This window comes from Pseudomonas oryzihabitans (genome assembly GCF_014522265.1).
Taxonomy (GTDB): domain Bacteria; phylum Pseudomonadota; class Gammaproteobacteria; order Pseudomonadales; family Pseudomonadaceae; genus Chryseomonas; species Chryseomonas aestiva.
Window position 1 is genome coordinate 4,967,839 of sequence record NZ_CP017024.1, and the last position, 25,588, is coordinate 4,993,426.

The 25,588-nt window shown below is 64.6% G+C and carries 28 protein-coding genes; 1 reads left to right on the plus strand and 27 read right to left on the minus strand.

The features are described 5' to 3' along the window. Positions 1-20 precede the first annotated feature (20 nt). The 7 genes from BGI51_RS22955 to flhA form a co-directional block, all read right to left on the minus strand. A complete protein-coding gene (locus BGI51_RS22955; RefSeq protein ID WP_187979881.1) occupies positions 21-2,261 on the minus strand; it encodes a chemotaxis protein CheA in 2,241 nt (746 codons plus the stop codon). Positions 2,262-2,287: 26 nt separating this feature from the next. Continuing rightward, positions 2,288-3,076, minus strand: a complete 789-nt coding sequence (locus tag BGI51_RS22960; protein ID WP_133862384.1) for a protein phosphatase CheZ — start codon at positions 3,074-3,076, stop codon at positions 2,288-2,290. Between the two features lie 19 nt (positions 3,077-3,095). Then, complete coding sequence (locus tag BGI51_RS22965) at positions 3,096-3,470, minus strand: chemotaxis response regulator CheY (RefSeq protein ID WP_169853335.1); 375 nt, start codon at positions 3,468-3,470, stop codon at positions 3,096-3,098. Positions 3,471-3,557: 87 nt separating this feature from the next. Then, positions 3,558-4,298, minus strand: coding sequence for an RNA polymerase sigma factor FliA (gene fliA / locus BGI51_RS22970; RefSeq protein ID WP_027597968.1), 741 nt, complete (start codon positions 4,296-4,298; stop codon positions 3,558-3,560). Then, on the minus strand, positions 4,295-5,125 hold the full coding sequence (fleN, locus tag BGI51_RS22975; protein WP_133862385.1) for a flagellar synthesis regulator FleN: 831 nt from the start codon (positions 5,123-5,125) through the stop codon (positions 4,295-4,297). The genes fliA and fleN overlap by 4 nt, the downstream gene beginning before the upstream one ends. A 92-nt stretch (positions 5,126-5,217) precedes the next feature. Then, the gene (flhF, locus tag BGI51_RS22980; protein ID WP_187979882.1) at positions 5,218-6,549 is read right to left on the minus strand and encodes a flagellar biosynthesis protein FlhF; all 1,332 of its coding nucleotides are present in this window, start codon (positions 6,547-6,549) and stop codon (positions 5,218-5,220) included. 10 nt (positions 6,550-6,559) lie between these two features. Next, the gene (gene flhA / locus BGI51_RS22985; protein WP_252977320.1) at positions 6,560-8,662 is read right to left on the minus strand and encodes a flagellar biosynthesis protein FlhA; all 2,103 of its coding nucleotides are present in this window, start codon (positions 8,660-8,662) and stop codon (positions 6,560-6,562) included. A gap of 249 nt (positions 8,663-8,911) precedes the next feature. Between flhA and sodC the strand changes: the two genes are divergently transcribed. Further along, positions 8,912-9,439, plus strand: a complete 528-nt coding sequence (gene sodC, locus BGI51_RS22990; protein WP_133862388.1) for a superoxide dismutase family protein — start codon at positions 8,912-8,914, stop codon at positions 9,437-9,439. Here the strand turns inward: sodC and flhB are convergent. The 20 genes from flhB to rfbA form a co-directional block, all read right to left on the minus strand. Then, complete coding sequence (flhB, locus tag BGI51_RS22995; RefSeq protein WP_187979883.1) at positions 9,432-10,580, minus strand: flagellar biosynthesis protein FlhB; 1,149 nt, start codon at positions 10,578-10,580, stop codon at positions 9,432-9,434. The genes sodC and flhB overlap by 8 nt on opposite strands. 12 nt (positions 10,581-10,592) lie before the next feature. Further along, entirely contained in the window at positions 10,593-11,369 is a 777-nt protein-coding gene (fliR, locus tag BGI51_RS23000; protein WP_158889354.1) for a flagellar biosynthetic protein FliR, read from the minus strand. 3 nt (positions 11,370-11,372) lie between these two features. Next, a complete protein-coding gene (gene fliQ / locus BGI51_RS23005) occupies positions 11,373-11,642 on the minus strand; it encodes a flagellar biosynthesis protein FliQ (protein ID WP_027597972.1) in 270 nt (89 codons plus the stop codon). Positions 11,643-11,670: 28 nt separating this feature from the next. Then, positions 11,671-12,468, minus strand: a complete 798-nt coding sequence (fliP, locus tag BGI51_RS23010) for a flagellar type III secretion system pore protein FliP (RefSeq protein WP_133862391.1) — start codon at positions 12,466-12,468, stop codon at positions 11,671-11,673. Next, positions 12,465-12,878 (minus strand): flagellar biosynthetic protein FliO, encoded by a 414-nt coding sequence (gene fliO, locus BGI51_RS23015; protein ID WP_187979884.1) that lies wholly within the window; start codon positions 12,876-12,878, stop codon positions 12,465-12,467. The genes fliP and fliO overlap by 4 nt, the downstream gene beginning before the upstream one ends. Positions 12,879-12,881: 3 nt before the next feature. Continuing rightward, on the minus strand, positions 12,882-13,337 hold the full coding sequence (gene fliN, locus BGI51_RS23020) for a flagellar motor switch protein FliN (RefSeq protein ID WP_133862393.1): 456 nt from the start codon (positions 13,335-13,337) through the stop codon (positions 12,882-12,884). Between the two features lie 55 nt (positions 13,338-13,392). Beyond that, positions 13,393-14,364, minus strand: a complete 972-nt coding sequence (gene fliM, locus BGI51_RS23025; RefSeq protein WP_017642077.1) for a flagellar motor switch protein FliM — start codon at positions 14,362-14,364, stop codon at positions 13,393-13,395. Positions 14,365-14,372: 8 nt separating this feature from the next. Further along, positions 14,373-14,894 carry a flagellar basal body-associated protein FliL gene (gene fliL, locus BGI51_RS23030; protein WP_027597975.1) on the minus strand — a complete coding sequence of 174 codons (522 nt, stop codon included), beginning with the start codon at positions 14,892-14,894 and terminating at the stop codon, positions 14,373-14,375. A gap of 119 nt (positions 14,895-15,013) precedes the next feature. After that, positions 15,014-16,414, minus strand: coding sequence for a flagellar hook-length control protein FliK (locus BGI51_RS23035; protein WP_187979885.1), 1,401 nt, complete (start codon positions 16,412-16,414; stop codon positions 15,014-15,016). Between the two features lie 76 nt (positions 16,415-16,490). Continuing rightward, entirely contained in the window at positions 16,491-16,847 is a 357-nt protein-coding gene (locus BGI51_RS23040) for an Hpt domain-containing protein (protein WP_158889348.1), read from the minus strand. Positions 16,848-16,891: 44 nt separating this feature from the next. Further along, positions 16,892-17,335, minus strand: coding sequence for a flagellar export protein FliJ (gene fliJ / locus BGI51_RS23045; protein WP_187979886.1), 444 nt, complete (start codon positions 17,333-17,335; stop codon positions 16,892-16,894). Positions 17,336-17,341: 6 nt separating this feature from the next. Next, on the minus strand, positions 17,342-18,688 hold the full coding sequence (gene fliI / locus BGI51_RS23050; RefSeq protein ID WP_017642072.1) for a flagellar protein export ATPase FliI: 1,347 nt from the start codon (positions 18,686-18,688) through the stop codon (positions 17,342-17,344). Beyond that, positions 18,678-19,457 carry a flagellar assembly protein FliH gene (gene fliH / locus BGI51_RS23055; RefSeq protein ID WP_187979887.1) on the minus strand — a complete coding sequence of 260 codons (780 nt, stop codon included), beginning with the start codon at positions 19,455-19,457 and terminating at the stop codon, positions 18,678-18,680. The genes fliI and fliH overlap by 11 nt, the downstream gene beginning before the upstream one ends. A 67-nt stretch (positions 19,458-19,524) precedes the next feature. After that, positions 19,525-20,535, minus strand: coding sequence for a flagellar motor switch protein FliG (fliG, locus tag BGI51_RS23060; protein ID WP_133862399.1), 1,011 nt, complete (start codon positions 20,533-20,535; stop codon positions 19,525-19,527). Then, positions 20,522-22,330 (minus strand): flagellar basal-body MS-ring/collar protein FliF, encoded by a 1,809-nt coding sequence (gene fliF, locus BGI51_RS23065; RefSeq protein ID WP_187979888.1) that lies wholly within the window; start codon positions 22,328-22,330, stop codon positions 20,522-20,524. The genes fliG and fliF overlap by 14 nt, the downstream gene beginning before the upstream one ends. A gap of 14 nt (positions 22,331-22,344) precedes the next feature. After that, positions 22,345-22,686 (minus strand): flagellar hook-basal body complex protein FliE, encoded by a 342-nt coding sequence (fliE, locus tag BGI51_RS23070; RefSeq protein ID WP_132832054.1) that lies wholly within the window; start codon positions 22,684-22,686, stop codon positions 22,345-22,347. A gap of 144 nt (positions 22,687-22,830) precedes the next feature. Then, positions 22,831-23,133 carry a ComEA family DNA-binding protein gene (locus BGI51_RS23075; RefSeq protein ID WP_133862401.1) on the minus strand — a complete coding sequence of 101 codons (303 nt, stop codon included), beginning with the start codon at positions 23,131-23,133 and terminating at the stop codon, positions 22,831-22,833. A gap of 59 nt (positions 23,134-23,192) precedes the next feature. Next, positions 23,193-24,107, minus strand: a complete 915-nt coding sequence (gene rfbD / locus BGI51_RS23080) for a dTDP-4-dehydrorhamnose reductase (protein WP_187979889.1) — start codon at positions 24,105-24,107, stop codon at positions 23,193-23,195. Continuing rightward, positions 24,104-24,640: a dTDP-4-dehydrorhamnose 3,5-epimerase gene (rfbC, locus tag BGI51_RS23085; protein WP_133862403.1), complete on the minus strand. Its 537-nt coding sequence runs from the start codon at positions 24,638-24,640 to the stop codon at positions 24,104-24,106. The genes rfbD and rfbC overlap by 4 nt, the downstream gene beginning before the upstream one ends. Beyond that, positions 24,640-25,521: a glucose-1-phosphate thymidylyltransferase RfbA gene (rfbA, locus tag BGI51_RS23090; protein ID WP_133862404.1), complete on the minus strand. Its 882-nt coding sequence runs from the start codon at positions 25,519-25,521 to the stop codon at positions 24,640-24,642. The genes rfbC and rfbA overlap by 1 nt, the downstream gene beginning before the upstream one ends. Positions 25,522-25,588: the final 67 nt, after the last annotated feature.

A 25,588-nucleotide genomic window follows, 5' to 3' on the forward strand; every position in this document is an offset into this window, starting at 1 on the left:
GCCGCTCGTATCGGGCCGACTCAGAGTCCGCGACGGGCGTAGCGCTTGAGCATGCTGGGCACATCGAGGATGAGCGCGATGCGCCCGTCGCCGGTGATGGTCGCTCCGGACATGCCGGGCGTTCCCTGCAGCATCTTGCCGAGTGGCTTGATGACCACCTCTTCCTGGCCCACCAGCTGATCGACCACGAAGCCGATGCGCTGGGTGCCCACCGAGAGGATCACCACATGCCCTTCCCCCTGCTCCACATGGGCCGCATTGGGCACCAGCCAGCGCTTGAGGTAGAACAGCGGCAGCGCCTTGTCGCGCACCACCACCACTTCCTGGCCGTCCACCACGTTGGTGCGGGACAGGTCGAGGTGGAAGATCTCGTTGACGTTGACCAGCGGAAAGGCGAAGGCCTGGTTGCCCAGCATCACCATCAGCGTCGGCATGATCGCCAGGGTCAGGGGCACCTTGATGACGATCTTGGAGCCCTGGCCCTTGGTCGAGTAGACGTTCAGGGTGCCGTTGAGCTGGCTGATCTTGGTCTTGACCACGTCCATGCCCACGCCACGACCGGAGATGTCGGAGATCTCGGCCTTGGTGGAGAAACCCGGGGCGAAGATCAGGTTGAAGCACTCGGTCTCGGTCAGGCGATCGGCCGCGTCGCGGTCGAGCAGGCCTTTTTCCACAGCCTTGTTGCGCAGCAGATCCGCGTCCATGCCCTTGCCGTCATCAGAGATCGACAGGAGGATATGGTCGCCTTCCTGTTCGGCGGAGAGCACTACACGCCCCGCGCGGGACTTGCCGTTCTCTTCACGCTCGGCTGGCCCTTCGATGCCGTGGTCGACCGCGTTGCGCACCAAGTGCACCAGCGGATCGGCCAGGGCCTCGACCAGGTTCTTGTCCAGGTCGGTTTCTTCGCCGACCAGCTCCAGATTGATCTCTTTCTTCAGGCTGCGCGCCAGATCGCGGACCAGGCGCGGGAAGCGGCCGAAGACCTTCTTGATCGGCTGCATCCGCGTCTTCATGACCGAGGTCTGCAGATCGGCAGTGACCACGTCGAGATTGGACACGGCCTTGGCCATGGCCTCGTCGCCGCTGTTCAGGCCCAGACGCACCAGGCGGTTACGCACCAGTACCAGCTCGCCGACCATGTTCATGATCTCGTCCAGCCGTGCGGTATCGACCCGCACGGTGGTCTCCGCCTCGCTGGTGGGACGTTCGGCGGGCGCTGCCGCTGCCGGCTTGGGCACCGCGGCCTCGGCAACCGGAGCCGGTTTCGGCGCGGGTGCAGGTGCAGGCTGAGGCGCAGCTACCGGTGCCGGCGCAGCAGCAGGTGCGGCTACAGTGTCGGCAGCTGCCGCGGGACCACTGAATCTGCCCTTGCCGTGCAATTCGTCGAGCAGGGATTCGAATTCGTCGTCGGTGATCTCGTCACCACCCGCCGCCGCCGGAGCCGCTGCAGCCGGGGCTGCTGCGGCCGGGGCCGGGGCCGCGGCCTCGTTCGCGACGAACTTGCCCTTGCCGTGCAATTCGTCCAGCAGGGCCTCGAATTCGTCGTCGGTGATGTCATCACCGCTTGCGGCAACGGCAGCAGGCGCTGCGGCAGCAACCGGCGCAGCGGCCGGCGCGTCATGGAACTTGCCCTTGCCATGCAACTGATCAAGCAGGGCTTCGAATTCGTCATCGGTGATGTCGTCACCACCGGCGGTCGCAGGCGCTTCCCCTGCCGCACTCGGCTCGGTACCCAGGGCATCGAGCAGATTCTGGAAATCGGCATCGCTCAATTCCGGCTCGGCAGCTGCAGCAGCAGCGGCGGGCGCCGGTGCCGCGACCACCGGAGTGGCAGCTACGGGCGCAGCCGCTACCGGCGCCGGTTCGCTGCCGGCCGGATCGGCCAGGCGGGCCAACGCTGCCAGCAACTCGGGCGAGGCCGGGGTCGGCTCTTCGCGTTCCCGAACCTGACCAAACATCTCGTTGACCGAATCCAGTGCCTGCAGCACCACATCCATCAGTTCGGCATCCACGCGGCGTTCGCCCTTGCGCAGGATGTCGAAAACGTTTTCCGCGATATGACAGCACTCGACCAGGGTATGGAGCTGCAGGAAACCGGCACCGCCCTTTACGGTATGGAAGCCACGAAAAATGGCGTTCAGCAGATCCATGTCATCCGGACGGCTTTCCAGCTCGACCAATTGTTCCGACAACTGTTCGAGAATCTCGCCGGCCTCTACCAGGAAATCCTGGAGGATCTCTTCATCGGCGTCGAAGCTCATTCCTGCACTCCCCAAGAGGGTCTGGGTCAGAAGCCCAGACTGGATAGAAGATCGTCGACGTCGACCTGAGCGGCCACGACGTCTTCACGCTTATCGGCATGAATCTGCGGACCTTCACCCTTCATCGTCTTTTCTTTTCGATTCTGTTCGATCAGCGCGCTGTGATCGTGACTGAAGCCGGTATAGCGATCGACCTGGCTGGCCATCATCACCAGCTTGACGAGGTCTTTCTCGATCTGCCCGACGAGATTGACCACGCGCTTGATCACCTGACCGGTAAGGTCCTGGTAGTCCTGCGCCAGGAGGATGTCGTTGAGCTTGGCCGACAGTTGTTCGGCGCTGCTCTCGCTGTGGCTGAGGAAGGCATCGACGCGCTTGGCCAGCTCGCGGAATTCGTCCGCACCCATTTCCCGGCGCATGAACTTCTTCCAGTCGGCATGCACGGCACGGGCTTCGTCGCCGAAGTTGCCCACCAGGGGCGCGCTCTCCTCCACCAGATCCATGGTCCGATTGGCGGCGTTCTCGGTCATCTTCACCACGTAGGAGAGACGATCGGTGGCATCGCTGATCTGGGAGACCTCTTCGCCGGCCATGCCGCGCGGATCGATCTCGAAGTTGACGATGGCGTTGTGCAACTCGCGGGTCAGCTTGCCGACTTCCTGGTAGAGCCCCCGGTCACGCAACTGGTTGAGTTCATTGATGACATGCACCGCCTGGGTGAAGTCGCCACTTTCCAGGCATTTCACCAGCTCCTGGGCGTGCTGTTTTAGATTCGACTCGAAGTCGCTGAAGCTGTTGGTGCCAAGCTGATCCATAACGTCCCCGCGGCTTTCTTCAGCCGTTCACCCGCTCGAAGATCTTGTCGATCTTTTCTTTCAGCACCTGGGCGGTGAAAGGCTTGACCACATAGCCGTTCACGCCGGCCTGAGCGGCTTCGATGATCTGCTCACGCTTGGCCTCGGCGGTCACCATCAGCACCGGCAGGGTCTTCAGGCGCGCGTCGGCGCGTACCTGGCGCAGCAGGTCGATGCCGGTCATGCCGGGCATGTTCCAGTCGGTGACGAGAAAATCGAAGTTGCCGCTCTGCAACATTGGCAGGGCGGTGTTGCCGTCGTCTGCTTCGGCGGTATTGGTGAATCCCAGATCGCGCAGCAAATTCTTGATGATGCGTCTCATCGTGGAAAAATCATCCACGATGAGGATTTTCATGTTCTTGTCCAAGTCGACCTCCGTCCTAATCCGCACACACGCCGCGAGGCGCGCCTAAGCAATCGTAGTAGCCTGAGTACCAGCCGGTTAACGCGAACGCCATTCCGCCAGCCGCGCCCGCAGGCGTGCCGCGCATTGACTGTGAAGTTGGCAGACGCGTGACTCGCTCACGCCCAGCACCTCGCCGATTTCCTTGAGGTTGAGTTCCTCGTCGTAATACAGCGAGAGCACCAGACGTTCACGCTCCGGAAGATTGGCGATGGCGTCGGCCAGGGCCTTGCGGAAGCGCTCGTCTTCCAGACCGCGACCGGGTTCGAGTTCATGCGAACCGCTCTCCTCGAGCCCATGCTCACCACCCTCCATGAGGTCGTCGAAACTGAACAGGCGACTCCCCATGGTGTCGCCAAGGATGCCGTAGTACTCATCCAGACTCAATTTAAGTTCGGCCGCGACTTCGGAATCTTTAGCGTCGCGACCCGTGCGCGCTTCCACGGCGCGAATGGCGTCGGTGACCATGCGCGTGTTGCGGTGCACCGAGCGCGGCGCCCAGTCGCCCTTGCGGACCTCGTCGAGCATGGCGCCGCGGATGCGAATGCCGGCGTAGGTCTCGAAGCTGGCGCCCTTGCCGGCGTCATATTTGCGCGAGGCCTCCAGCAGACCGATCATGCCGGCCTGCATCAGGTCCTCGACCTGCACGCTGGCCGGCAGACGCGCCAAGAGGTGGTAGGCGATGCGTTTCACCAACGGCGCGTAGCGGTTGATGAGTTGCTCCTGCTGGGTACGTTCCGAGGTTTTGCTGTACATGCGAAGCCCGCTGGATGCTGTCATGCGTGGGTACCGATGGCTGGTTGCACAAGGCGCTCGACAAAGAACTCGAGATGGCCGCGCGGATTGGCGGGCAACGGCCAGCCATCGACTCTCTGAGCTACCGCACGGAAGGCCAGCGAGGCCTTGGCACGCGGAAAGGCTTCGAACACGGGGCGCTGTTTCTGTACGGCTTTGCGCACCGCCTCGTCAAACGGAATGGCGCCCACATACTGCAGGGCGACATCCAGGAATCTGTCGGTCACCTTGGTCAGCTTAGCAAAGAGATTGCGACCTTCCTGGGGCGTCAGCGCCATGTTCGCCAGAACCCGGAAACGGGTGACGCCATGGTCGCGATTGAGCAGCTTGATCAGGGCGTAGGCATCGGTGATGGAGGTGGGCTCGTCGCACACCACCACCAGGACTTCCTGGGCGGCGCGAACGAAGCTGACCACCTGGTCGCCGATGCCGGCAGCGGTATCGACGATGAGCACATCGAGGTTCTCGCTGATGTCGCTGAAGGCCTGGATCAGACCGGCGTGCTGGGCCGGCGTCAGATTGACCATCGCCTGGGTGCCCGAGGCCGCCGGAACGATGCGGATGCCGCCCGGGCCGTGCAGCAGCACGTCGCGCAGCTCGCACTCGCCGGAGATGACGTCGGCCAGGGTGCGCTTGGGCGACAGGCCGAGCAGAACGTCGATGTTGGCGAGGCCCAGGTCGGCGTCGAGCAGCATGACGCGCCGCCCGATATCGGCCAGGGCCAAGGCCAGGTTGACCGACACATTGGTCTTGCCGACACCGCCTTTACCGCCCGTGACCGCTATGACTTGGACGGGATGCATGCTACCCATTGCCTGATACCTTTGATTGAAATCCGTCACACTTTAGACTAAGTGCATTTGGCGTGCCCAGGCATGCAATGCACCACTACCGTTCGTCTGCGCTAACCGGCGCGGCGGGCATTGCCTTGATACAGGCCGGCAAGCATGCCGGCCATGGTTTCTTCGCTCGGCTCCTCGGAGGCCTGCAGGCTCACCGCACGGCTCACCAGCTGGTGGCTGCGGGCCGGATGCAGGTCGTCCGGGATACGCGGGCCGTCGGCGATATAGGCCACCGGCAGACGCTGGCTGATGGCCAGGCCCAGGGCTTCGCCGAGGCTGGCGGCTTCGTCCAGCTTGGTCAGCACGCAGCCACTCAGGCCGCAGCGCCGATAGCTGTGGTAGGCCGCCTTGAGCACCTGGCTCTGGCTGGTGACACCCAGTACCAGATAATTGCGAATCTTCAACTGGCGGTTGGCCAGGGCTTCGAGCTGCACCTTGAGCGCCGGATCATTGGCGGGCATGCCCGCGGTGTCGATCAGCACCAGGCGCTTGCGCGCCAGGGGTGCCAGCGCCTGGGCCAGGGACTGGCCGGGATCGACCAGGGTGACCGGCACGTCGAGGATGCGGCCGAGGGTCTTGATCTGCTCCTGGGCACCGATGCGGAAGCTGTCCATGCTGACCAGCGCCAGACTCTGGGGGCCGTACTTGAGCACGTAGTTGGCGGCGAGCTTGGCCAGTGTGGTGGTCTTGCCCATGCCGGCCGGACCGACGAAGGCGACAACACCGCCCTCCTCCAGGATCTTGGCGTCGGTGGTCTTGGCCAGCTGGGCGAAATTGGCCAGCAGCATGCGCCAGGCATGCCGCGGGTCCTGGATCTTGGCGACGCTGTCGAGCAGGTGGCGAGCCAGATCGGCGGGCAGGCCCATGCGCTGCAGACGGCGCCAGAGGCCAGCCTGTTGCGGACGGGTGGACTGCACCTGGGTCCAGGCCATGGAGCCAAGCTGGACTTCCAGCAGTTCACGCAGGCCACTGAGTTCGCTGCGCATGGCTTCCAGGGCGCGGCGGTCTTCCGGCGCGGTACTGGCGGCAGGCGCAGCGGCGGCGGCGGGCTGAGGGGCACGTGGCGGGGCGATCACCGGCTCGCGACGGCTGTCGGCGGCGCTGATGGCGCCCAGCAGCTGCTTGTCCTTCGGCGCGGCCGAGGGCACGCCCGGGGCACGGATACTGAGGTCGGCATGGGCCTGGGCGATCTTCGCATGGGTCTTGCGCAACTCCGCCTGCAGCTCCGCGTTGGGCGCGGCCGGTGCCGGAGCCTGGTAGTCCAGCGCCGCGGTCAGCTCGACCCCGCCGGCGACCCGGCGGTTGCTGAGGATGGCGGCATCCGGGCCCAGCTCGTCGCGTACCAGCTTCATGGCTTGACGCATATCGGCAGCGAAGAAACGTTTGACTTGCATGATCTAGACCTCAGCCATTCTGGCCAACGGTAGCGACGATGGTGACCTGCTTGTTGTCCGGAATTTCCTGGTAGGCCAGTACACTCATGTTCGGTGCCGCCATCCGGGCGAAGCGGGACATCATCCCGCGGATCGCACCGGCCACCAGCAGCACCACTGGCTTACCCATCATTTCCTGACGCTGCGCTGCCTCGATAAGGGAACGCTGCAGTTTTTCAGCCATGCCAGGCTCGAGGAACATGCCGTCCTCGGCGCCTTGACCGGCCTTCTGCATACTACTTAGCAACATCTGTTCCAACCTTGGCTCAAGGGTGATAACAGGCAGCTCAGGCTCCATTCCCACGATGTTCTGGACGATCGCGCGGGAGAGGGCGACCCGCACGGCACCCGCGATGGCGGCGGGATCTTGACTCCGCGGCCCGACGTTGGCGATGGCTTCGGCGATGGTACGGATGTCACGGACCGGCACCTGCTCCTGCAGCAACTGCTGGAGGATCTTGAGCAGGGTCGAGAGGGAGACGATGCCGGGCACCAGTTCCTCGGCCAGCTTGGGCGAACTCTTGGCCAGCACCTGCAGCAATTGCTGGACTTCCTCGTGACCGATCAGCTCGTGGGCGTGCTTGAAGAGCACCTGATTGAGGTGCGTGGCGACCACGGTGCTGGCATCGACCACGGTGTAGCCGAGGGATTGGGCCTGGTCGCGCTGGGTGACGTCGATCCAGACGGCCTCCAGACCGAATGCCGGATCCTTGGCGGCGACGCCGTTGAGGGAGCCGTAGACCTGACCGGGGTTGATGGCCAATTCGCGATCCGGATAGATCTCGGCCTCGGCCACACTGACGCCCATCAAAGTCAGACGATAGGCGTTGGGCAGCAGGTCAAGGTTGTCGCGGATGTGCACCGACGGCATGAGGAAGCCGAGGTCCTGGGACAGCTTCTTGCGCACGCCCTTGATCCGCGCCAGCAGCTGGCCACCCTGGTTGCGATCGACCATGGGGATCAGCCGGTAGCCGACTTCCAGACCGACCATGTCCACCGGGGTCACGTCATCCCAGCCCAGCTCCTTGGCCTCGGCCGGACGCTGTACGGGGGCCAGGTCCTGCTGCTTCTTGGCTTCCACCTCGGCGGTCTGCTTGGCCTGGCGCTGGCGCTTGTAGATCAGCCAGGCACCGGCGGCGGCGCCACCGCCCAGGCCGAGGAACGGCAGGTGCGGCATGCCCGGGACCAGGCCCATGGCGATGATGATGAAGGCCGAGACTGCCAGCGCCTTGGGCGAGGCGAACATCTGACGATTGACCTGCTGGCCCATGTCTTCGGCCGAGGACACCCGGGTCACCATGATGGCAGCGGCGACCGACAGCAGCAGCGAAGGGACCTGGGCGACCAGGCCGTCACCGATGGTCAGCAGGGCGTAGATGCGCGCCGCTTCGCCGAACGGCAGACCGTGCTGGGCCATGCCGATGGCCATGCCGCCGATGAGGTTGATGAAGAGGATCAGCAGACCGGCGACGGCGTCACCGCGGACGAATTTGCTGGCACCGTCCATCGAACCGTAGAAGTCGGCTTCCTGGCCCACTTCGGTCCGACGCTTCTTGGCTTCGACCTGGTCGATGATGCCGGCATTGAGGTCGGCGTCGATGGCCATCTGCTTGCCGGGCATGGCGTCCAGGGTGAAACGCGCCGACACCTCGGAGATACGGCCGGCACCCTTGGTCACCACCACGAAGTTGATGATCATGAGGATGGCGAACACCACCGCACCGACCACGTAGTTGCCGCCGACCACCACCTCGCCGAAGGCCTGGATGACCTTGCCCGCAGCGTCGTGGCCGTCCTGGCCGTGCAGCAGCACGACGCGGCTCGAGGCCACGTTCAGCGCCAGGCGCAGCAGGGTCGACACCAGCAGGATGGTCGGGAAGACCGCGAAGTCCAGCGGCCGCAGGGCGTAGACGCTGACCAGCAGGACCACGATCGACAGGGCGATGTTGAAGGTGAACAGCACGTCCAGCAGGAACGGCGGCATCGGCAGCGTCATCATGGCGAGCATCGCCAGGACGGCCAGCGGCACGCCCAGGTTGCCGCGAGCCAGACCGCGCATGTTGCCCATCATCATGGATTTGTCGACTTTCACACCCATTCCTCGCTTGCCGGTGCCGGCGTCACGGAAAGTTGACGCAGCGCACTGTTCGCAGGGGCTTGAGCAAGCTCCGGGCCAACTGCACAAGACCTTGAATCAGCGAGGTTTTTCCGGGGGTGATACAGGACTGGTTACGGATCGCCGGAATGGTCGGCTGAACCGCGGGCGGTGGCCATGAGTCTGTCTAGGGACCCGCGCTAGCGCGCCTATCCGAGGAACATCATCATGAGAATCTGGACCGCGACGCTGTTGGCTACCTGCCTGGTCGGAACCGCCCAGGCGGCCGAATCCCTGACGATCCCGCTGAACAAGGTCACGACCGACGGTGTGGGCGAAAGCGTCGGTAGCGTACAGGTGACCCGTTCCAAGTACGGCCTGGTCTTCACGCCCGATCTCAAGGGCCTGGAGCCCGGCATCCATGGCTTCCATGTCCATACCAAGCCCAACTGCGGCGCGGCCGAGGTGAATGGCACCCTGACCGCGGGTGGCGCCGCGGGCGGCCATCTGGATCCGCGCAACACCGGCAAGCACAGCGCGCCCTGGTCGGACGACGGCCACCTGGGCGAATTGCCGGCGCTCTATGTGACCGCCGACGGCCAGGCCACCCAGCCGGTGCTGGCGCCGCGCCTGAAGCGTCTCGAAGAGCTCAAGGGCCATGCACTGATGGTGCATGCCGGTGGCGACAACTACGCCGACCAGCCCAAGCCGCTGGGCGGTGGCGGCGCACGTGTCGCCTGCGGCGTCATCAAGTAGGCGCCTTCCCCTCCTCATCCCGCCGCAGATCCGGCGGGATGGGCAGATCGGACAGCTTGGGCTTGCGCCCGCGTCCGGCGCGGAATTGCCTGAGCTGATAGACATAGGCCAGGACCTGGGCCACGGCGACGTAGAGACCGGCCGGAATCTCCTGGTCCACTTCGGTGGAGAAATACACCGCCCGCGCCAGCCCCGGTGACTCCAGCAGCGAGACCTGATGCTCCTGAGCAATCTCGCGGATCTTCAACGCGGTGAAATCGCTGCCCTTGGCCACCAGCACCGGCGCCCCGCCCTTGGCCGCATCGTACTTGAGCGCCACGGCGAAGTGGGTCGGGTTGGTGATGACGACATCGGCGTTGGGCACCTCGGCCATCATCCGCCGCTGCGCCATCTGCCGCTGCATCTGGCGAATCTTGCCCTTGACCTCGGGCTTGCCCTCGGCATCCTTGTATTCGTCCTTGATCTCCTGCTTGGTCATCATCAGCTTCTTGCGATTGCTGAGGATCTGGAAGGGCACGTCCACCGCGGCGATGATCAGCAGCCCCAGGGCCAGCAACAGGGTGGCATGCCCCACCACCTGCATGCTGTGCAGCAGCGCCTGCTCGGTCGGCAGCTTGGCGATCTGCAGCAGCGCCGTGCGTTCGCTCATCAGCACCATCACCGACACGCCCAGGATGATGAAGAACTTGCCCAGCGCCTTGAGCAGCTCCACCAGGGAGTTCTTGGAAAACATGCGGGCGATGCCGGACAGCGGATTCATCCGGCTCGGCTTGGGCGCCAGCACCTTGCCGGAAAACAGGAAGCCGCCCAGGGCGATATGACCAATGATGGCGGCGATCACCACCAGGGCGATCATCGGCAGCATGCCGATCATCGCCGCCTTGCCCGAGGCCAGCAGGAAGGTGCCCATGAAGCGCTCGTCCATGACCTCTTCCCGACGCAGGGAGAAGTTGCTGCGCATCACCTCCAGCAGCTTGCCGCCGAGAAAGGCGCCATACATCAGCAGGCCGCCGACCCCCGAAAGCATGACCGCCACCGTACCGAGTTCGCGTGATCGCGGGAGCTGCCCCTCCTCCCGGGAATCACGCTTGCGTTTCTCTGTGGGGTCTTCTGTGCGGTCTTCGCCATCGGATTCAGCCATGCGGCATATCTCCTAGCGGGCTCGGGCGAGTTCGCGCAGCCACTGCAGCGCCTCGCTGGCGAGACTTTCATAGTGGGAGAGGATGTCGGCAGTGCCGAGCCAGACGATGACCATGCCCAGCACCACGATCAGCGGCATGCCGACGGAAAAGATGTTCAGCTGCGGTGCTGCGCGGGTCATGATGCCGAAGGCGATGTTGACCACCAGCAGCGCGGTGATGGCCGGCAGCACCAGCAGGATACCGGCGCCCAATACCCAGCCCAGCCGCCCGGCGACCTGCCAGAAGTGCTCGACACTCAGGGTATCTCCCACCGGCAGGGTGACGAAGCTTTCGGCGAGGATCTCGAACACCACCAGGTGGCCGTTCATGGCCAGGAACAGCAGCGTCACCAGCATGGTGAAGAACTGGCCCATCACCGGCGCCGAGGCGCCGTTGACCGGGTCGATCATGGACGCGAAGCTCAGGCCCGCCTGGGTCGAGATGATCTGCCCCGCCACCACGAAGACGTGGAAGAACAGCTGCAGGCTGAAGCCCATCACCGCGCCGATGAGGATCTGCTCGACGATCAGCGGCAAAGCCTGGGGGCTGATGGCATCCACCTGCGGCATCGGCGGCAGGGTCGGTACCAGCACCAGACTCAAGGCCAGGGCCAGATACATCCGCACCCGCACCGGGACCAGCGTGGTACCGATGATCGGCATGGTCATCAGCAGCGCGGCGATGCGAAACAGTGGAAACAGGAAGCTGCCGACCCAGCCGCCGATCTGGGCGTCGCTGAGGGCGAGCATGGGCTAGCCGATCAGCCGCGGGATGTTGGCGACCGAGGTCTGGATGAACTCCATCAGCTGCCTGACCATCCAGGGTCCCAGCACGATCAGCGTCAACAGGGTGACGATCAGCCGCGGCAGAAAGCTCAGGGTCTGCTCGTTGATCTGGGTCGCCGCCTGGAACACCGCCACGATCAGGCCAACGATCAGGCTGGGTACCACGAGCACGGCCACCAGCAGCGCGGTTAGCCAGAGGCCCTGGCGAAACAGATCGACGGCGACTTCAGGGGTCATTTCGCTTCTCCACACAAAGGGGGCACCGCTAGACGGTGCCGAAGCTGCTGGCCAGGGTACCCATGATCAGCGCCCAGCCATCCACCAGCACGAACAGCATCAGCTTGAACGGCAGCGAGATGATCATGGGTGACAGCATCATCATGCCCATGGCCATCAGCACGCTGGCGATCACCAGGTCGATGACCAGGAAGGGAATGAAGATCATGAAGCCGATCTGGAAGGCGGTCTTGAGTTCGGAGGTGACGAAGGCCGGCACCAAGATCGACAAGGGCGCCTGATCGGCACTGGGAATGTCGGTGCGCTTGGACAGCCGCATGAACAGGTCCAGGTCCGATTGCCGGGTCTGCCCCAGCATGAAGTCCTTCATCGGCACCTGGGCGCGGGCGATGGCGTCCTGGGCACTGAGTTGTTCGTTCAGGTAGGGCTGCACGGCGGTGGTGTTGATGCGATCGAACACCGGCGCCATGATGAACAGCGAGAGAAACAGCGCCATGCCCACCAGTACCTGGTTGGACGGCGTGGTCTGCAGACCCAGCGCCTGACGCAGAATGGCGAAGACGATGACGATGCGGGTGAAGCTGGTCATCAACATGACGAACGCTGGAATGAAGCTCAGCGCCGTCATGATCAGCAGGATCTGCAGGCTGACCGAGTACTCCTGCTGACCCTGGCCGTTGGTACTCAGGGTAATGGCCGGAATCGACAGTGGATTGGCCTGCCCGGCCTGCTGCGCCAGTGCAAGGGGCGCGAACAGAAGCACGGCCAGGCCCAGCAGCCAGCCCAGGGTGCGCCCCAGACCGGCCGGTAGACGCGAAGGAATCATGGTTTCGCCTTGGGATCGCGGCTGATGAGTTCCAGCAGGCGCTGGGCGAATTCCGGCGCCGGCGCCTCGGTCTCGCCGAGTCGCACCGGCTCGCGCAGGCTGTGCAGCGGCGTGATCCGTCCGCCAGCGACGCCGATCAGCAGCTGCTCCTGGCCGACCTGCACCAGCACCAGCCGCTCGCGCGGCCCCAAGTGCTGGGTGGAGATCACCTTGATCACCTGCTGGCCACGCGGCCCCTGCTGCTGCACCCGACGCACCAGCCAGGCCAGACCGAGGATCAGCGCGATCACCAGCAGCAGGCCGAGCAGCAGCTGACCGACCTGCGCCCCCACATCCAGCCCCGGCGAGGTGGCTTCGGCGGCACGCACGGTCAGGGGCAGGAGACCCAGCGGCAGGAGCAGACTCTTCATGGATCACCGCAGCTTCTTGATACGTTCCGTGGGGCTGATGACGTCGGTCAGGCGGATCCCGAACTTCTCGTTCACCACCACCACTTCACCGTGGGCGATCAGCGTACCATTCACCAGCACGTCCAGCGGCTCGCCAGCCAGACGGTCGAGCTCGATGACCGAGCCCTGGTTGAGTTGCAGCAGGTTGCGAATGGAGATGTCGGTGTGGCCGACCTCCATGGAGATGGTCACCGGGATGTCCAGGATCACATCCAGGTTGGGCCCTTCCATGCCAGTCACTGCCAAACCCCCACTGCTCTGACCAAATTCTTCCACCGGCGCCTTGGGCGGCTTGGGGGCTTCGACCTGGGTACCCTGAGCCATCAGGGCATCGATGTCGTCCTGACTGGCATCACCGGCTTCGGCCAGGGCCGCGGCCCATTCGTCCGCCAGGGCTTGTTCTTCGGGGTTGTCTGCCATCGTGTGGGTCTCGTGCTACGCCGGGCCGCGGCCCGGACGGAAAAACGGTTTTCGCTCAGCGGCCGCGGCTGACCGGTTCGAGAATCTGCAGGGCCAGGTTGCCCTTGCGTGCGCCCATCTTGACCTTGAAGGTGGGCATGCCGTTGGCTCGCATGAGCATCTCCTCCGGCATTTCCACCGGAATCACGTCGCCTGGCTGCATGTTGAGGATATCGCGGAGTTTGAGTTGGCGCCGGACAACCGTCGCCTCCAGCGGCACGCGCACATCGAGCAGGTCCTCGCGCAGGGCCTTGACCCAGCGTTCGTCCTGGTCATCCACGTCCGACTGGAAACCGGCATCGAGCATTTCGCGGATCGGCTCGATCATCGAATAGGGCATGGTCACGTGCAGTTCGCCGCCACCGCCATCCAGCTCGATGTTGAAGGTGCTCACCACCACCACTTCGCTGGGACTGACGATGTTGGCCAGCGCCGGGTTGACCTCGGAGTTCATGTATTCGAACTGGCAGTCGAGCATGGCGCCCCAGGCTTCCTTGAGATCGACGAAGCACTGGTCGAGCACCATGCGCACCACGCGCAGTTCGGTGGGGGTGAATTCCCGGCCCTCGATCTTGGCGTGGCGGCCGTCACCGCCAAAGAAGTTGTCCACCAGCTTGAACACCAGCCGGGCATCGAGGATGAACAGCGCGGTACCACGCAGCGGCTTCATCTTGACCATGTTGAGGCTGGTGGGGACGTACAGCGAATGGATGTATTCACCGAACTTGGTGACCTGCACCCCGCCCACGGAGACGTCGGCCGAACGCCGCAGCAGGTTGAACATGCTGACCCGGGTATAGCGGGCGAAGCGTTCGTTGATCATCTCCAGGGTCGGCATGCGTCCGCGGACGATGCGATCCTGGCTGGTGAGGTCATAGCCCTTGATGGTACCCGGCTCGGCATCGGTCTCGGTCTCGACGATGCCATCGTCGACCCCGTGCAGCAGGGCATCGATTTCATCCTGAGAGAGCAGATCTTGCACGGCCATGGCGTTACCTATTGCAGGACGAGATTGGTGAACAATACCTGTTCGATGGCAGTCTGGCCGGTCAGTTTCTTCGCCAGCTCCTGAACCTTGCTGGTGGCCTGCTGGCGCAGCATCTCCTTGCCCACCGGCGTCAGGAGGCTGTTGAAGTCCTGGCCGGAAAACAGCATCACCAGCTGGTTGCGGACCTGCGGCAATTGCGCCTTGAGCGCATCCATCTGCGCCTGGTCACGCCCCATCAGGGTCACCGTGACCTGCATGTAGCGCTGGCGACCGTCGGCGTTGTAGTTGACCACGAAGGCCGGCACCAGCGCCTGGTAGACCGCCGCCAGGTGCACGGGTGCCGCCGGAGCGGCCGGCGCGGCGTGCTCGGGCTCGGCGCTCTTCTTGCCGAGCAGGAACCAGGTCGCGCCCACCGAGGCGCCAATGACCAGCAGCAGGGCCACGACGATGATGATGATGAGTTTGAGCTTGCCCTTGCCCTTGCCTTCCGCGGCTGCACCCTCTGCCGCAGGGGCCTGCTTCTTCGCCATAAGTGCTCGACCGAATCCTGTGCTGCGCGTCACCCCTGCTGGGTGACGCAGCTAACCTATTGATACGAAGGGGATATAGCAGGTGCGGCCGAAGCTGTCACCTGGCAGCCGGCGGCCCGTCACGCGTAGTAGTCGACCAGACTGCGCGCCGCGAGCGTCGCCGCGCCACGGGTTTCGGCGACATTCGCCACCGCTTCGTCCTCGCCCCCGCCCGCGCCGCGGCTGCCGCGACGCGAATTATCGCTCTGGCCACCCTGCTGCGACTGCTGCCAGGCCTGACCGGACGACTGATCGGAAACGTTGACGTTGGCGAGGTTCATGCCCTGTTGGGCGAAGAGTTCGCGCAGGCGCTGGCTGCCGTTATCCAGCGCTTCGCGCACGTCGGCGTGGGGACTGGCGAAGGTGACCTGGGTCTGGTCCTGGGTCATGTCGATGCGCACCTCCAGCTTGCCTAGTTGCGCCGGCTCCATCTGGATGTCGGCGGTCTTGAGATTCTGGCTGGACATCCACATGACCTTGTCGACCACCGCCTCGCTGAAGTTGCCTGCCTGCGGGCTGAGCGGCTGGCCAGGCACCGTGGCCGTGACCGGGCGAGCTGTCGCAGCGGGCGTGCTGAGGGCTTGGGACAGGGCGGTGAGTTTGTCGGCGAAGGCATCGCTCTTGCTCGGTACCGCCGCGTCCTGCCCATCGCCCTTGTCCAGGGTCGCAGCCAGGGCCGCGCTGGCCGCCTGATCCGCCACCGGAGCGGGAGCGCCATCAGCCGGCAGCAAGCCTTGCAGCTGAGTGGCCGCCAGGTTGTTGGCGTTGGTGGCGGCCTTGGCGGCGTCACCCTGGGTCTGGGGTACCTGGCCCAGCAGTTGCGCCAGACCATCGTCCGCTGCCTGTTGCTCGCCGGGCTTGGCCGGAGTGGCCGTCGTGCCCGTACCGACACCCAGGGTGGTCGTCTGGGCTACGGTTGCCACGGCAGCGCCCAGCAGCGCCGCCGGATCCAGGGCCTGGGCAGTGGCGGTGGCTGCGGCGTCCGCGGCCGTCCCGGTCGGAAGCTGAGGCGTTGCCACAGGTGTGGCTACCGGCTGCGGGAACTGACCGGTCATGCCGAACATGAACAGCGGATCCAAGACCGCGTCCACCGGCGCCTTGGCGTCTTCGCCCTGGGCCACCGGCAAGGTCTTGCCGCTGTCGTCGGTAGCGGCTGCCGACGGCGCGTCGCTCTTGGCGGTGCTGTCGACCTCGGGCTTGGCGTCCGCCGTGCGGTCGTCATCGCTGGAGCGCTTCACCCGGTCATCGCCATCCCGGGCTCGCCCGGGTTCGTTCTTGCGCGCCTGGGTCGGGGCCTTGCTGTCGCTGGTGTCGCGCGGCTTTTCGCTGCGCACCGGCTCACGCGGCTGCTCCTGGGCGAAGACATCGGCGAACCGCTCCTGGGCTGCCGGGCGATCCTGGGAAGGGGTCTTGGCCGCCGCCCGGCCGGTGCCGGCTGGAGAGGTGGCAGTATTCAAAAGGAAATCGGGCACGACGGCCATGGAGAGCTCCGAACGACGGGTTTCCGGGTATCTAGCAAGTTGCGCGCCAGCTGGAAACGCCAGCGCTTTGACGAGGTCAGCCCGCGTAGCGTTGCCGCTCGACCTTGAACAGGATGCGGACGATGGCGAATTCGCGCTCCATGGCGGAAACGCCCATGGCCAGTTCGGCGGTGGTCGCCCGGCGCCGCGCGCCCTCCTCCACGTCCCGACACAGCTGCGCCAGGGGCGCGGCGCCCATGTTGCCGGCGCTACCCTTGAAGCTGTGCGCCAGCTGGCGGACCTGTTCGGCATCGCCACCGATCACGCTGCGCTTGAGTTCGGCGATGCGTTCTTCGCAATCGAGCAGAAAGGTTTCGATGAGATCGACGTACTCCTCCTCCATGCAGTCGCGCAGGGCGGCGAGCGTTTCCGGATCGAGATGGGAGGAAAACATCGGCATTCTCACTGACAAGAAAAGGAACGAAGGCGGGGCCCGGCCTAGATATAGGTCGAGCGCGCCCGCTGGGCGTATTCGTCCATCTGTTTCTGTTCGCGCTTGTCCTCGACCTGGCGCTGCTCCTGGCGATAGCGCTCGACCAGTTTGCGCAGGCCTTCGAGGCGGGCATAGCGCTCCTGCCACTGGGTACGCGCCTTGACCACCACGTCGCGGTGCCACTGGGCGTTGCGCTCCTGCTGGCCGATCGCCTCTTCCAGCTGGCTGAGAAAGCGCTGATAGCCGATCAGCCACTGCCCGGTGACACCACGGCTGCCATTGACCACCAGGCGCTGCTGGTAATCCTCGCGATAGCGCTGCAATTCACCCAGCTTGAACTCGGCCTGGGCCAGTTGCTGCTGGCATTGCCCCAGGCGCTGGGCGGCGTCGCGCTCGTCGCGCTCGCTCATCTCCACCACCGGACCCAGACGCTCGGCTCTGCCTTTCATGATCTATCAGCCTCCCAATACGGCTTGGAGATTGGCGGAACTCTGCTCCAGCGATTCGCTTTCGCGCAGGCCCTGGCGCAGGAACTGCTGCATGGGCGCATAGCGGGCGATCGCCAGATCGGTTTCAGCATTCCCGCCGGGCACATAGGCACCGACGCTGAGCAGGTCCTTGGCCTGCTGATAGAGCGACCAGAGCTGCTTGACGCGCTGGGCGTTGCGCAGATGCTCCGGGCTGACCACCTGGGGCATGACCCGGCTGATGGACGCCTCGATGTCGATCGCCGGATAGTGCCCTTCCTCGGCCAGCCGCCGCGACAGCACGAAGTGACCATCCAGCACGCCACGCGCCGAGTCGGCGATGGGATCCTGCTGGTCGTCGCCTTCCGAGAGCACAGTATAAAACGCCGTGATCGAACCCCCACCTTTTTCTGCGTTGCCGGCCCGTTCCACCAGGCGCGGCAGCTTGGCGAACACCGACGGCGGGTAGCCCTTGGTCGCCGGCGGCTCGCCGATGGCCAGGGCGATCTCCCGCTGCGCCTGGGCATAGCGGGTCAGGGAATCCATCAGCAGGAGCACGTTCTTGCCCTTGTCGCGAAAGTATTCGGCGATGCGGGTGCAGTACATGGCCGCGCGCAGGCGCAGCAGGGGCGCATCGTCCGCCGGCGAGGCCACGACCACCGCCCGCTTGATGCCCTCCTCGCCCAAGATGTGCTCGATGAATTCCTTCACCTCGCGGCCCCGCTCGCCGATCAGCCCGACCACGATGATCTCAGCCTTGGTCAGCCGAGTCATCATGCCGAGCAGCACGCTCTTGCCCACGCCGGTACCGGCGAACAGGCCGAGACGCTGGCCGCGACCTACCGTCAACAAACCGTTGATGCTGCGGATGCCAACGTCCAGGGGCTCGCTGATGGGTTCGCGCTTGAGCGGGTTGATGGTGGGGCCGTCCATCGGCACCCAGTCTTCGGCGCGCATGCGGCCCTTGCCGTCCAGGGCGTTGCCCAGGCCATCCAGTACGCGCCCCAGCATTGACATGCCCATCGGCAGGCGACCGGTATCCGGCACCGGCACCACCCGGGCACCGGGCGCGATGCCGGCCAGGCTGCCCACCGGCATGAGAAAGGTCTTGTTGCCGTTGAAGCCCATCACCTCGGCCTCGACCTCCACCGGCTGATAGCCACCGCCATTGATCAGCCGGCAGCGACTGCCGACAGCGGCGCGCAGGCCTTCGGCCTCCAGGGTCAGACCGACCATGCGCAGCAGGCGGCCTTCGATCACCGGCTGCTGCTCCACCCGTATGGCTTCATCGTAGCCGCTGAGGCGGCGTTCGAAACTCAGACGCTCAAGACGCATGGGAGGCATCCTCGATGTCGATGTGCAGATCGGCTTCCTGGGGCTGGGTCGCCTGGTGGCGCTGCTGTTCGGCCAGCTGGGTCAGCGCCTGGGTCAGACGGGTCTCGATGCTGGCGTCGATGACGCTGCTCTCGGTCTCGATCCGGCAACCGCCAGGCATCAGGGTCTCGTCCTCGAGGATGCGCCATTTTTCTTCGTGGCGGTCACGCAAGGCCTTCATCAGCTCGAAGTCCTGGGGGCTGACCTGGATGCGGATGTTCTCGGCACCCATGGGCAGCAGCTTCAGCGCCGTGCGCACCACCTGAACCAACTGACTGGAGTCTAGCGTGAGTTCGCGCTGGATGACTTCGCGGGTGATATGCCGGACCAGCTGCACCATGCCGGCCTCCAGGGCCTGGTCCTGCTCGCCGATGGGATCGAGCAGATGGCTCATCAGGGTCTCCAGGCTGGCGAGCCGAGCGGTCAACGCCGCCTCGGCTTCCTGGCGCGCCTTGAGCTGGCCGGCGTGGTAGCCGTCGCGCTCGCCGGTGCCGAAGCCCTCGTTGTAGGCCTCCTGGCGGATCGCCTCCAGCTCTTCGAGGGTGATCGGCTGGACCTCTTCGACCGGGACCTCTTCGATCTGGGGCTCCGGCTGGGGCTCGGGCTCGGCTGCCGCGGGCACAGGGATTTCTGCAGGCGCATCGAAGCTGTCGAAGGCTGGCAGTCGCCAGACGTCGAAGGCTTCCAGATCCCGCGCCCTGATCAGTTCGCTCGCCGCTTCTTTGCTCATTACCTGTCCGTCAGAAAACCGCTACTGACCAGACCTTAGCAAAGCACAGGCCAATCCCGGCAAGCCGTCAGACCATTTCCTCGCCACCCTTGCCGCCGAGGACGATCTCGCCGGCGTCGGCCATGCGGCGGGCCACGGCGAGCACCTCTTTCTGCGCCCCCTCCACCTCGGACAGTCGCACCGGCCCCTTGGCTTCCAGGTCGTCGCGCAGCAGCTCGGCCGCGCGCTTGGACATATTGCGGAAGAATTTCTCCTTGATGCCATCGTCGGCGCCCTTGAGCGCCAGCACCAGCACATCCGAGGACACCTCGCGCAGGAGCGCCTGGATGCCGCGATCGTCGACGTCGGACAGGTTGTCGAAGACGAACATCAGGTCCTCGATCTGCCCCGACAGATCCTGATCCGCGTCGCGGATCGCGTCCATCAGCGGGCCTTCGACCGAGCTGTCCAGGTAGTTCATGATGTCGGCGGCACGTTTGACGCCGCCCAGGGCGGTACGGGTGGTACTGGCGCTGCCGGAGAACTGCTTCTCGAGGATCAGGTTCAGCTCCTTGAGCGCCGCCGGCTGCACGGTGTTCAGCGAGGAGACGCGCAGGACGATGTCCAGGCGCACCTTGTGATCGAAGTGGCCAAGGACTTCGGCCGCCTGGTCAGGATCCAGGTAGGCCACCACGATGGCCTGGATCTGCGGGTGCTCGTAGCGAATCACGTCCGCCACCGCCCGCGGCTCCATCCACTTCAGGCTGTCCAGACCGCTGGTGTTGCCACCCAGCAGGATGCGGTCGATCAGGCCGCTGGCCTTGTCCTCGCCCAGGGCCTGGGTGAGCATCTTGCGGATGTAGCCGTCGGCGCCCACGCCCAGACTGGTCTGGTCGCCCACCACCTCGATGAAGTCGCCCAGCACCCGCTCGACCTGCTCGCGGTTGACGTTGCGCATCTGGGCCATGGCGGTACCGACCTTCTGTACCTCCTTGGGTCCCATGTGGCGCAGGATCTGCGCGGCATCGGCTTCACCCAGCGACAGGAGGAAGATCGCGGCCTTCTCTACCTTGGAAAGTTGCGCTTCATTCGTCGCCATTGATCCAATCCTTCACTACCTGGGCGACACGGCCCGGATCATCGTTGACCAACTGCTTGATGGCGGTCAGTTGAGCGTCATAGCCCTCGCTCGGGCTCGGCAGCAACAGTGGTGCCGGACCGGCCAGACTCACCTTGTCGTCGGCCAGATCGTCCGACAGGCCATCCAGACCACCGGCACCCAGGGCACCGGCACCACCGGCAGCGGCCAGGGCAGCGGCGTCCTTGGTGTTGCCACCGGACAGATTCTTCAGCACCGGACGCAGCACCCCAAAGACTAGCACCAGGATGAAGAGGACGCCGAGGGCCTGCTTGACCACGCCCCAGAACCAGGGCTGCTGGTAGAAGGGAATGCTCTCGATCTCTTCCTGCTGCACCGGGGCAAAGGGCGCGTTGATCACGCTCACGCTGTCGCCACGGCTGGCGTCGAAGCCCACGGCATCCTGCACCAGACGGGTGAAGCGAGCCAGGTCTTCGGGGGTCCAGGGCTGGTGGCTGACCTTGCCGGCCGCATCGACCTTGACCTGATCGTCCAGCACCACGGCGACGGAAAGTCGACGCAGACGGCCCTGCTGCTGACGGGTATAGCTGATGCTGCGGTCCAGCTCGTAGTTACGGGTGTTCTGCTCACGCTTGTCGGTCGGGTACGGCAGGGTTGCCGGCAGGCTGGTCTTGCTGTCGTAGATGTACTGGTCGTTGGCGTCACGCAGCGGCTGGCCGGGAGCGATGTAGTTGGCGCCGCCACCCTGGGCACCGGCCTTCTCCGGGGTCGAAGACGGACCGGGCGGCTGGTTGGACAGGGCACCGGGCACGCCCTGGGCGCCGCCGCCGGACGTCTGGCGCTGCTCGCTGTTCTGCTGCTCGCTGCGCAGTGCCGGTTGATCGGGATTGAATTGCTCGGCAGTCGATTCCACGGCGTTGAAATCCACATCCGCGGCCACTTCGGCCTTGAAACGACCGTTGCCCACCACCGGCTGCATGATGTTCTGCACACGCTGGGTCAGGGAGCTTTCCATCTTGTGGGTGTAGTCCAGTTGCTTGCCGGCGATCGACAGCTCGGACATGTTCTGCTGGTCGGACAGCAGCTGCCCCTTCTGGTCGACGATGGTGACCTGGGACTTGTCCAGTTCCGGCACGCTGGTGGCGACCAGATTGATGATGGCCATGACCTGACCGGCATCCAGGGTACGGCCGGGATACATCTCGACCAGTACCGAGGCGCTCGGCTTGCGCTCGTCACGGACGAACACCGAACTCTTCGGGATCGCCAGGTGCACCCGGGCGCCCTTGATGCCGTTGAGGCTGGAGATGGTCCGGGCCAGTTCGCCTTCCAGGCTGCGCCGATAGTTGGCCGCCTCCATGAACTGGCTGGTGCCCAGCGGCTGCTCCTTGTCCAGCAGCTCGAAGCCAACATTGCCATCGGAGGGGGTGATGCCGGCTGCGGCCATCTTCATGCGCGCCCGGCCGAGGTCGTCGGACTTGACCAGCAGGGCGCCGGAATTCGGATCGACCTTGTAGCCGATGTCGGCCGCGCCCAGGGCCTGCAGCACCTGATTGGCGTCGAGACCATTCATGCTGGTGTACAGCGGCCGATAGTCCGGCTGCTGGGTCCAGAGCACCACGGCAAAGCCCAGGGCGACGCTGGCGGCCAGGCCGATCAGCAGCCCCATCTGCCGCAGCAGCGGCATGTCGGACAGGTTGTCGAGAAAGCTGAGCCCCAGCAGCGACTTCTTGGGCTTGTCTTCAGCCTCGGGCTTGGTCGTCGGGACGGGTGCGTTGGTGAGAGCTTCAGCCATTTTCTAGACCGTCCTCAAATCGACATTTGCATGATGTCTTGGTACGCCTGAACAAACTTGTTGCGTACCTGGGTCAAGGCCTGCACGGAGACGCTGGCCTTCTGCGAAGCGATCATGACTTGAGTGAGGTCGACGCCGCCCTGCCCCAGCTCGAAGGCCTTGGCCATCTCGCCAGCGGTCTGCTGGGTCTCGTTGACGGAGCCCACGGCCTTGCTGAGCATGTCGGCGAAGCTCGGACCCTGGACCTGTTCCGCGCCGGCAGCCGGAGCTACCACGGCTTTCGACCGGGCCATGGCTTCGGTCTGCATGGAGCGCATTTCCAGCATCAACCGATTGAACTCGACACCTTGAACCATTTGCTCTGCTCCTCTGGCACGGGAAATTGACGCCGTACCCACTCGTGTCAGAGATAGAGCAATGCCTGTGCCAGATCCTAAAAATCCAGCCAAAACAATGGTTTGGGAAAAAGGTGCAAAGAGACGGTTAAAGTTTGCCGAAAATCAGTCGACGCTGAGCAGTTCGCGGTTGCGCTGCAGCAGAGCCTTGCCGATGCCCTTCACCTCGAGCAGCTCGTCCACCGAGGCAAAGGCGCCATGGGCTTGGCGATGGTCGACGATCGCCTGTGCTTTGACGGCCCCTATTCCCCGCAGCCGTTGCAGCGCGGTGACGTCGGCGACATTGATGTTCAGGGGTGCCAGGCTGGCATTCGCGGCAGGTTTGGGTGCAGCACCCGTGCCAGGCTCACAGGCATTGGCCCAGGGACCGAACAGGGCCAGCAACGTCACTATCCAGACGAATCTCATAGAGGAACCTCCCTGTTCCGCTGTTTGATCCGGAGAGCTTAACGCAAAGGGTCAGACGGTCAACTCACCAGAGACCCTGCTTGGGCACGCTCGGTCTGGAGCGCCAGCAGGGTCTGGCGAACGCCCTGGCGCCAGTCGCTCGGCGGGATGCCGAAGTGCTGCTCCAGCGCGCTGGAATCCAGCATGGAATAGGCCGGGCGCTTGGCCAGGGTGGGAAATTCGGACGTGGCGATGCCGGTGATGAGCGGCGCCCGTTCCAGCATGCCCAGCTCCTCGCCGGCATCGATGATGTAGCGCGCGAAGTCGCACCAGCTCAGGCCGCTGTCGCCGCCGAAGTGATAGAGGCCATAGGCCGTCTGCTCAGGCCGGGCTTCGGCCTGGACGGCGATCTGCAACAGCGCATCGGCGATGTGGCCGGCGTAGGTCGGGCAACCCACCTGGTCGCTCACCACCCGCAGTTCGTCACGATCGGCAGCGAGCCGCAGCATGGTCTTGAGGAAGTTGTTGCAGTGCTCGCTGAACACCCAGGCGGTTCTCAGCACCACCGAGCGCGGGCAGGCGGAGAGCACGCGGTTCTCCCCTTCCAGCTTGGTCATGCCGTAGACCCCGGACGGACTGACCGGATCCTCGACCTGATAGGGTTCGGTGGCGGTACCGTCGAACACATAGTCGGTGGACAGGTGCAGCAGGGCGATGCCGGCGGCGCCGCAGGCCTGGGCAAGCACCGCAGGACCTTCGATATTGCCGCGGGCGGCGATCTCGGGTTCCTGCTCGGCCTTGTCGACCGCCGTGTAGGCGGCCGCATTGATCACGACGTCCGGAGCGAACCGCTCGAGATGGCTGGTTACCGAGCCTTCGTCAGCGATATCCAGAGTGGCACGTCCATGGGCCTCCCATGCCAGTTCTGAACGCTGAAGACGATCGGTCAGACAGCGTCCGACCTGACCGTTAGCTCCGGTAACCAGTATCTTCATCTATACAGCTCCGCCAATCGAAGGCCTTGTGCATCTTTGGCGGACAGGATGGGATCCGTTACCCGCCAGTCGATATTCAGATCCGGATCATTCCAGATCAAAGACCCTTCATCAGAGGGATCGTAATAATCTGTGCACTTGTATTCAAAATCAGCGGTTTCCGACAGCACCACGAAGCCGTGGGCCAGGCCCGGCGGTATCCAGAGCTGGCGCTTGTTGTCTTCCGAGAGGATCTCGGCGACCACGTTGCCGAAGGTGGGCGAACCGCGACGGATGTCGACGGCCACGTCCAGCACCTCGCCGCGCACCACGCGCACCAGCTTGCCTTGCGGCTTGCTGCGCTGGAAATGCAGGCCACGCAGCACGTTCCGGGCGGAGCGCGAATGGTTGTCCTGCACGAACGGCAGGGTGATCCCCGCCTGCTGGGCATAGCGCTCCGCCTGGAAGGACTCCAGGAAGAAGCCGCGGTCGTCACCGAAGACCTTGGGTTCGATCAGCTTGACGTCCGGGATCGCGGTGTCGAAGACCTGCATCAGTCCTGCTCCTTGCACAGCCGCGCCAAGTACTGGCCGTAACCGGTCTTGCTCAGCGCTTCGGCCTGCATGGCCATCTGCTCGCAGGTGATCCAGCCCTTCTGGAAGGCGATCTCTTCGAGGCAGGCGACCTTCAGACCCTGGCGCTTCTCGATGGTCTGGACGAAATGGCCGGCTTCCAGCAGGGCGTCGTGGGTACCGGTGTCCAGCCAGGCGAAACCACGGCCCAGCAGGGAAACGTTCAGCGAGCCACGGCGCAGGTACTCGTTGTTGACGTCGGTGATTTCCAGCTCGCCCCGGGGCGACGGCTTGATGTTGGCGGCGATGTCCAGCACGTCGTTGTCGTAGAAATACAGACCGGTGACGGCATAGTTGGACTTCGGCTTCTTGGGCTTTTCTTCGATGCTCAGGGCCTTGCCCTGCTCGTCGAACTCGACCACACCGAAACGCTCGGGGTCGGCGACGTAGTAGCCGAAGACGGTGGCGCCCTTGTCCACGCTGGCAGCCTTGAGCAGCGTCTCGCTGAAGTGCTGACCGTAGAAGATGTTGTCGCCGAGGACCAGGCAGACGTTGTCATCGCCGACGAATTCGCGACCGATGATGAAGGCCTGGGCCAGGCCGTCCGGGCTGGGCTGCTCGGCGTAGCTCAGCTGCATGCCGAAGTGGCTGCCGTCGCCGAGCATGCGCTGGAAGCCGGGCAGGTCGGCCGGCGTCGAGATGATCAGGACTTCCTGGATACCGGCCAGCATCAGCACGGACAGCGGATAGTAGATCATGGGCTTGTCGTAGATCGGCAGCGACTGCTTGGACACGCCCAGGGTAATGGGGTGCAAACGGGTACCGGAGCCACCGGCCAGCAGAATTCCCTTGTATTTGCTCATGGCAATCGTCCTCTGAAAATTGACTGTTGCTGTCGGTCGAACACGCCCGCGGGCGTGTCCGCGATAG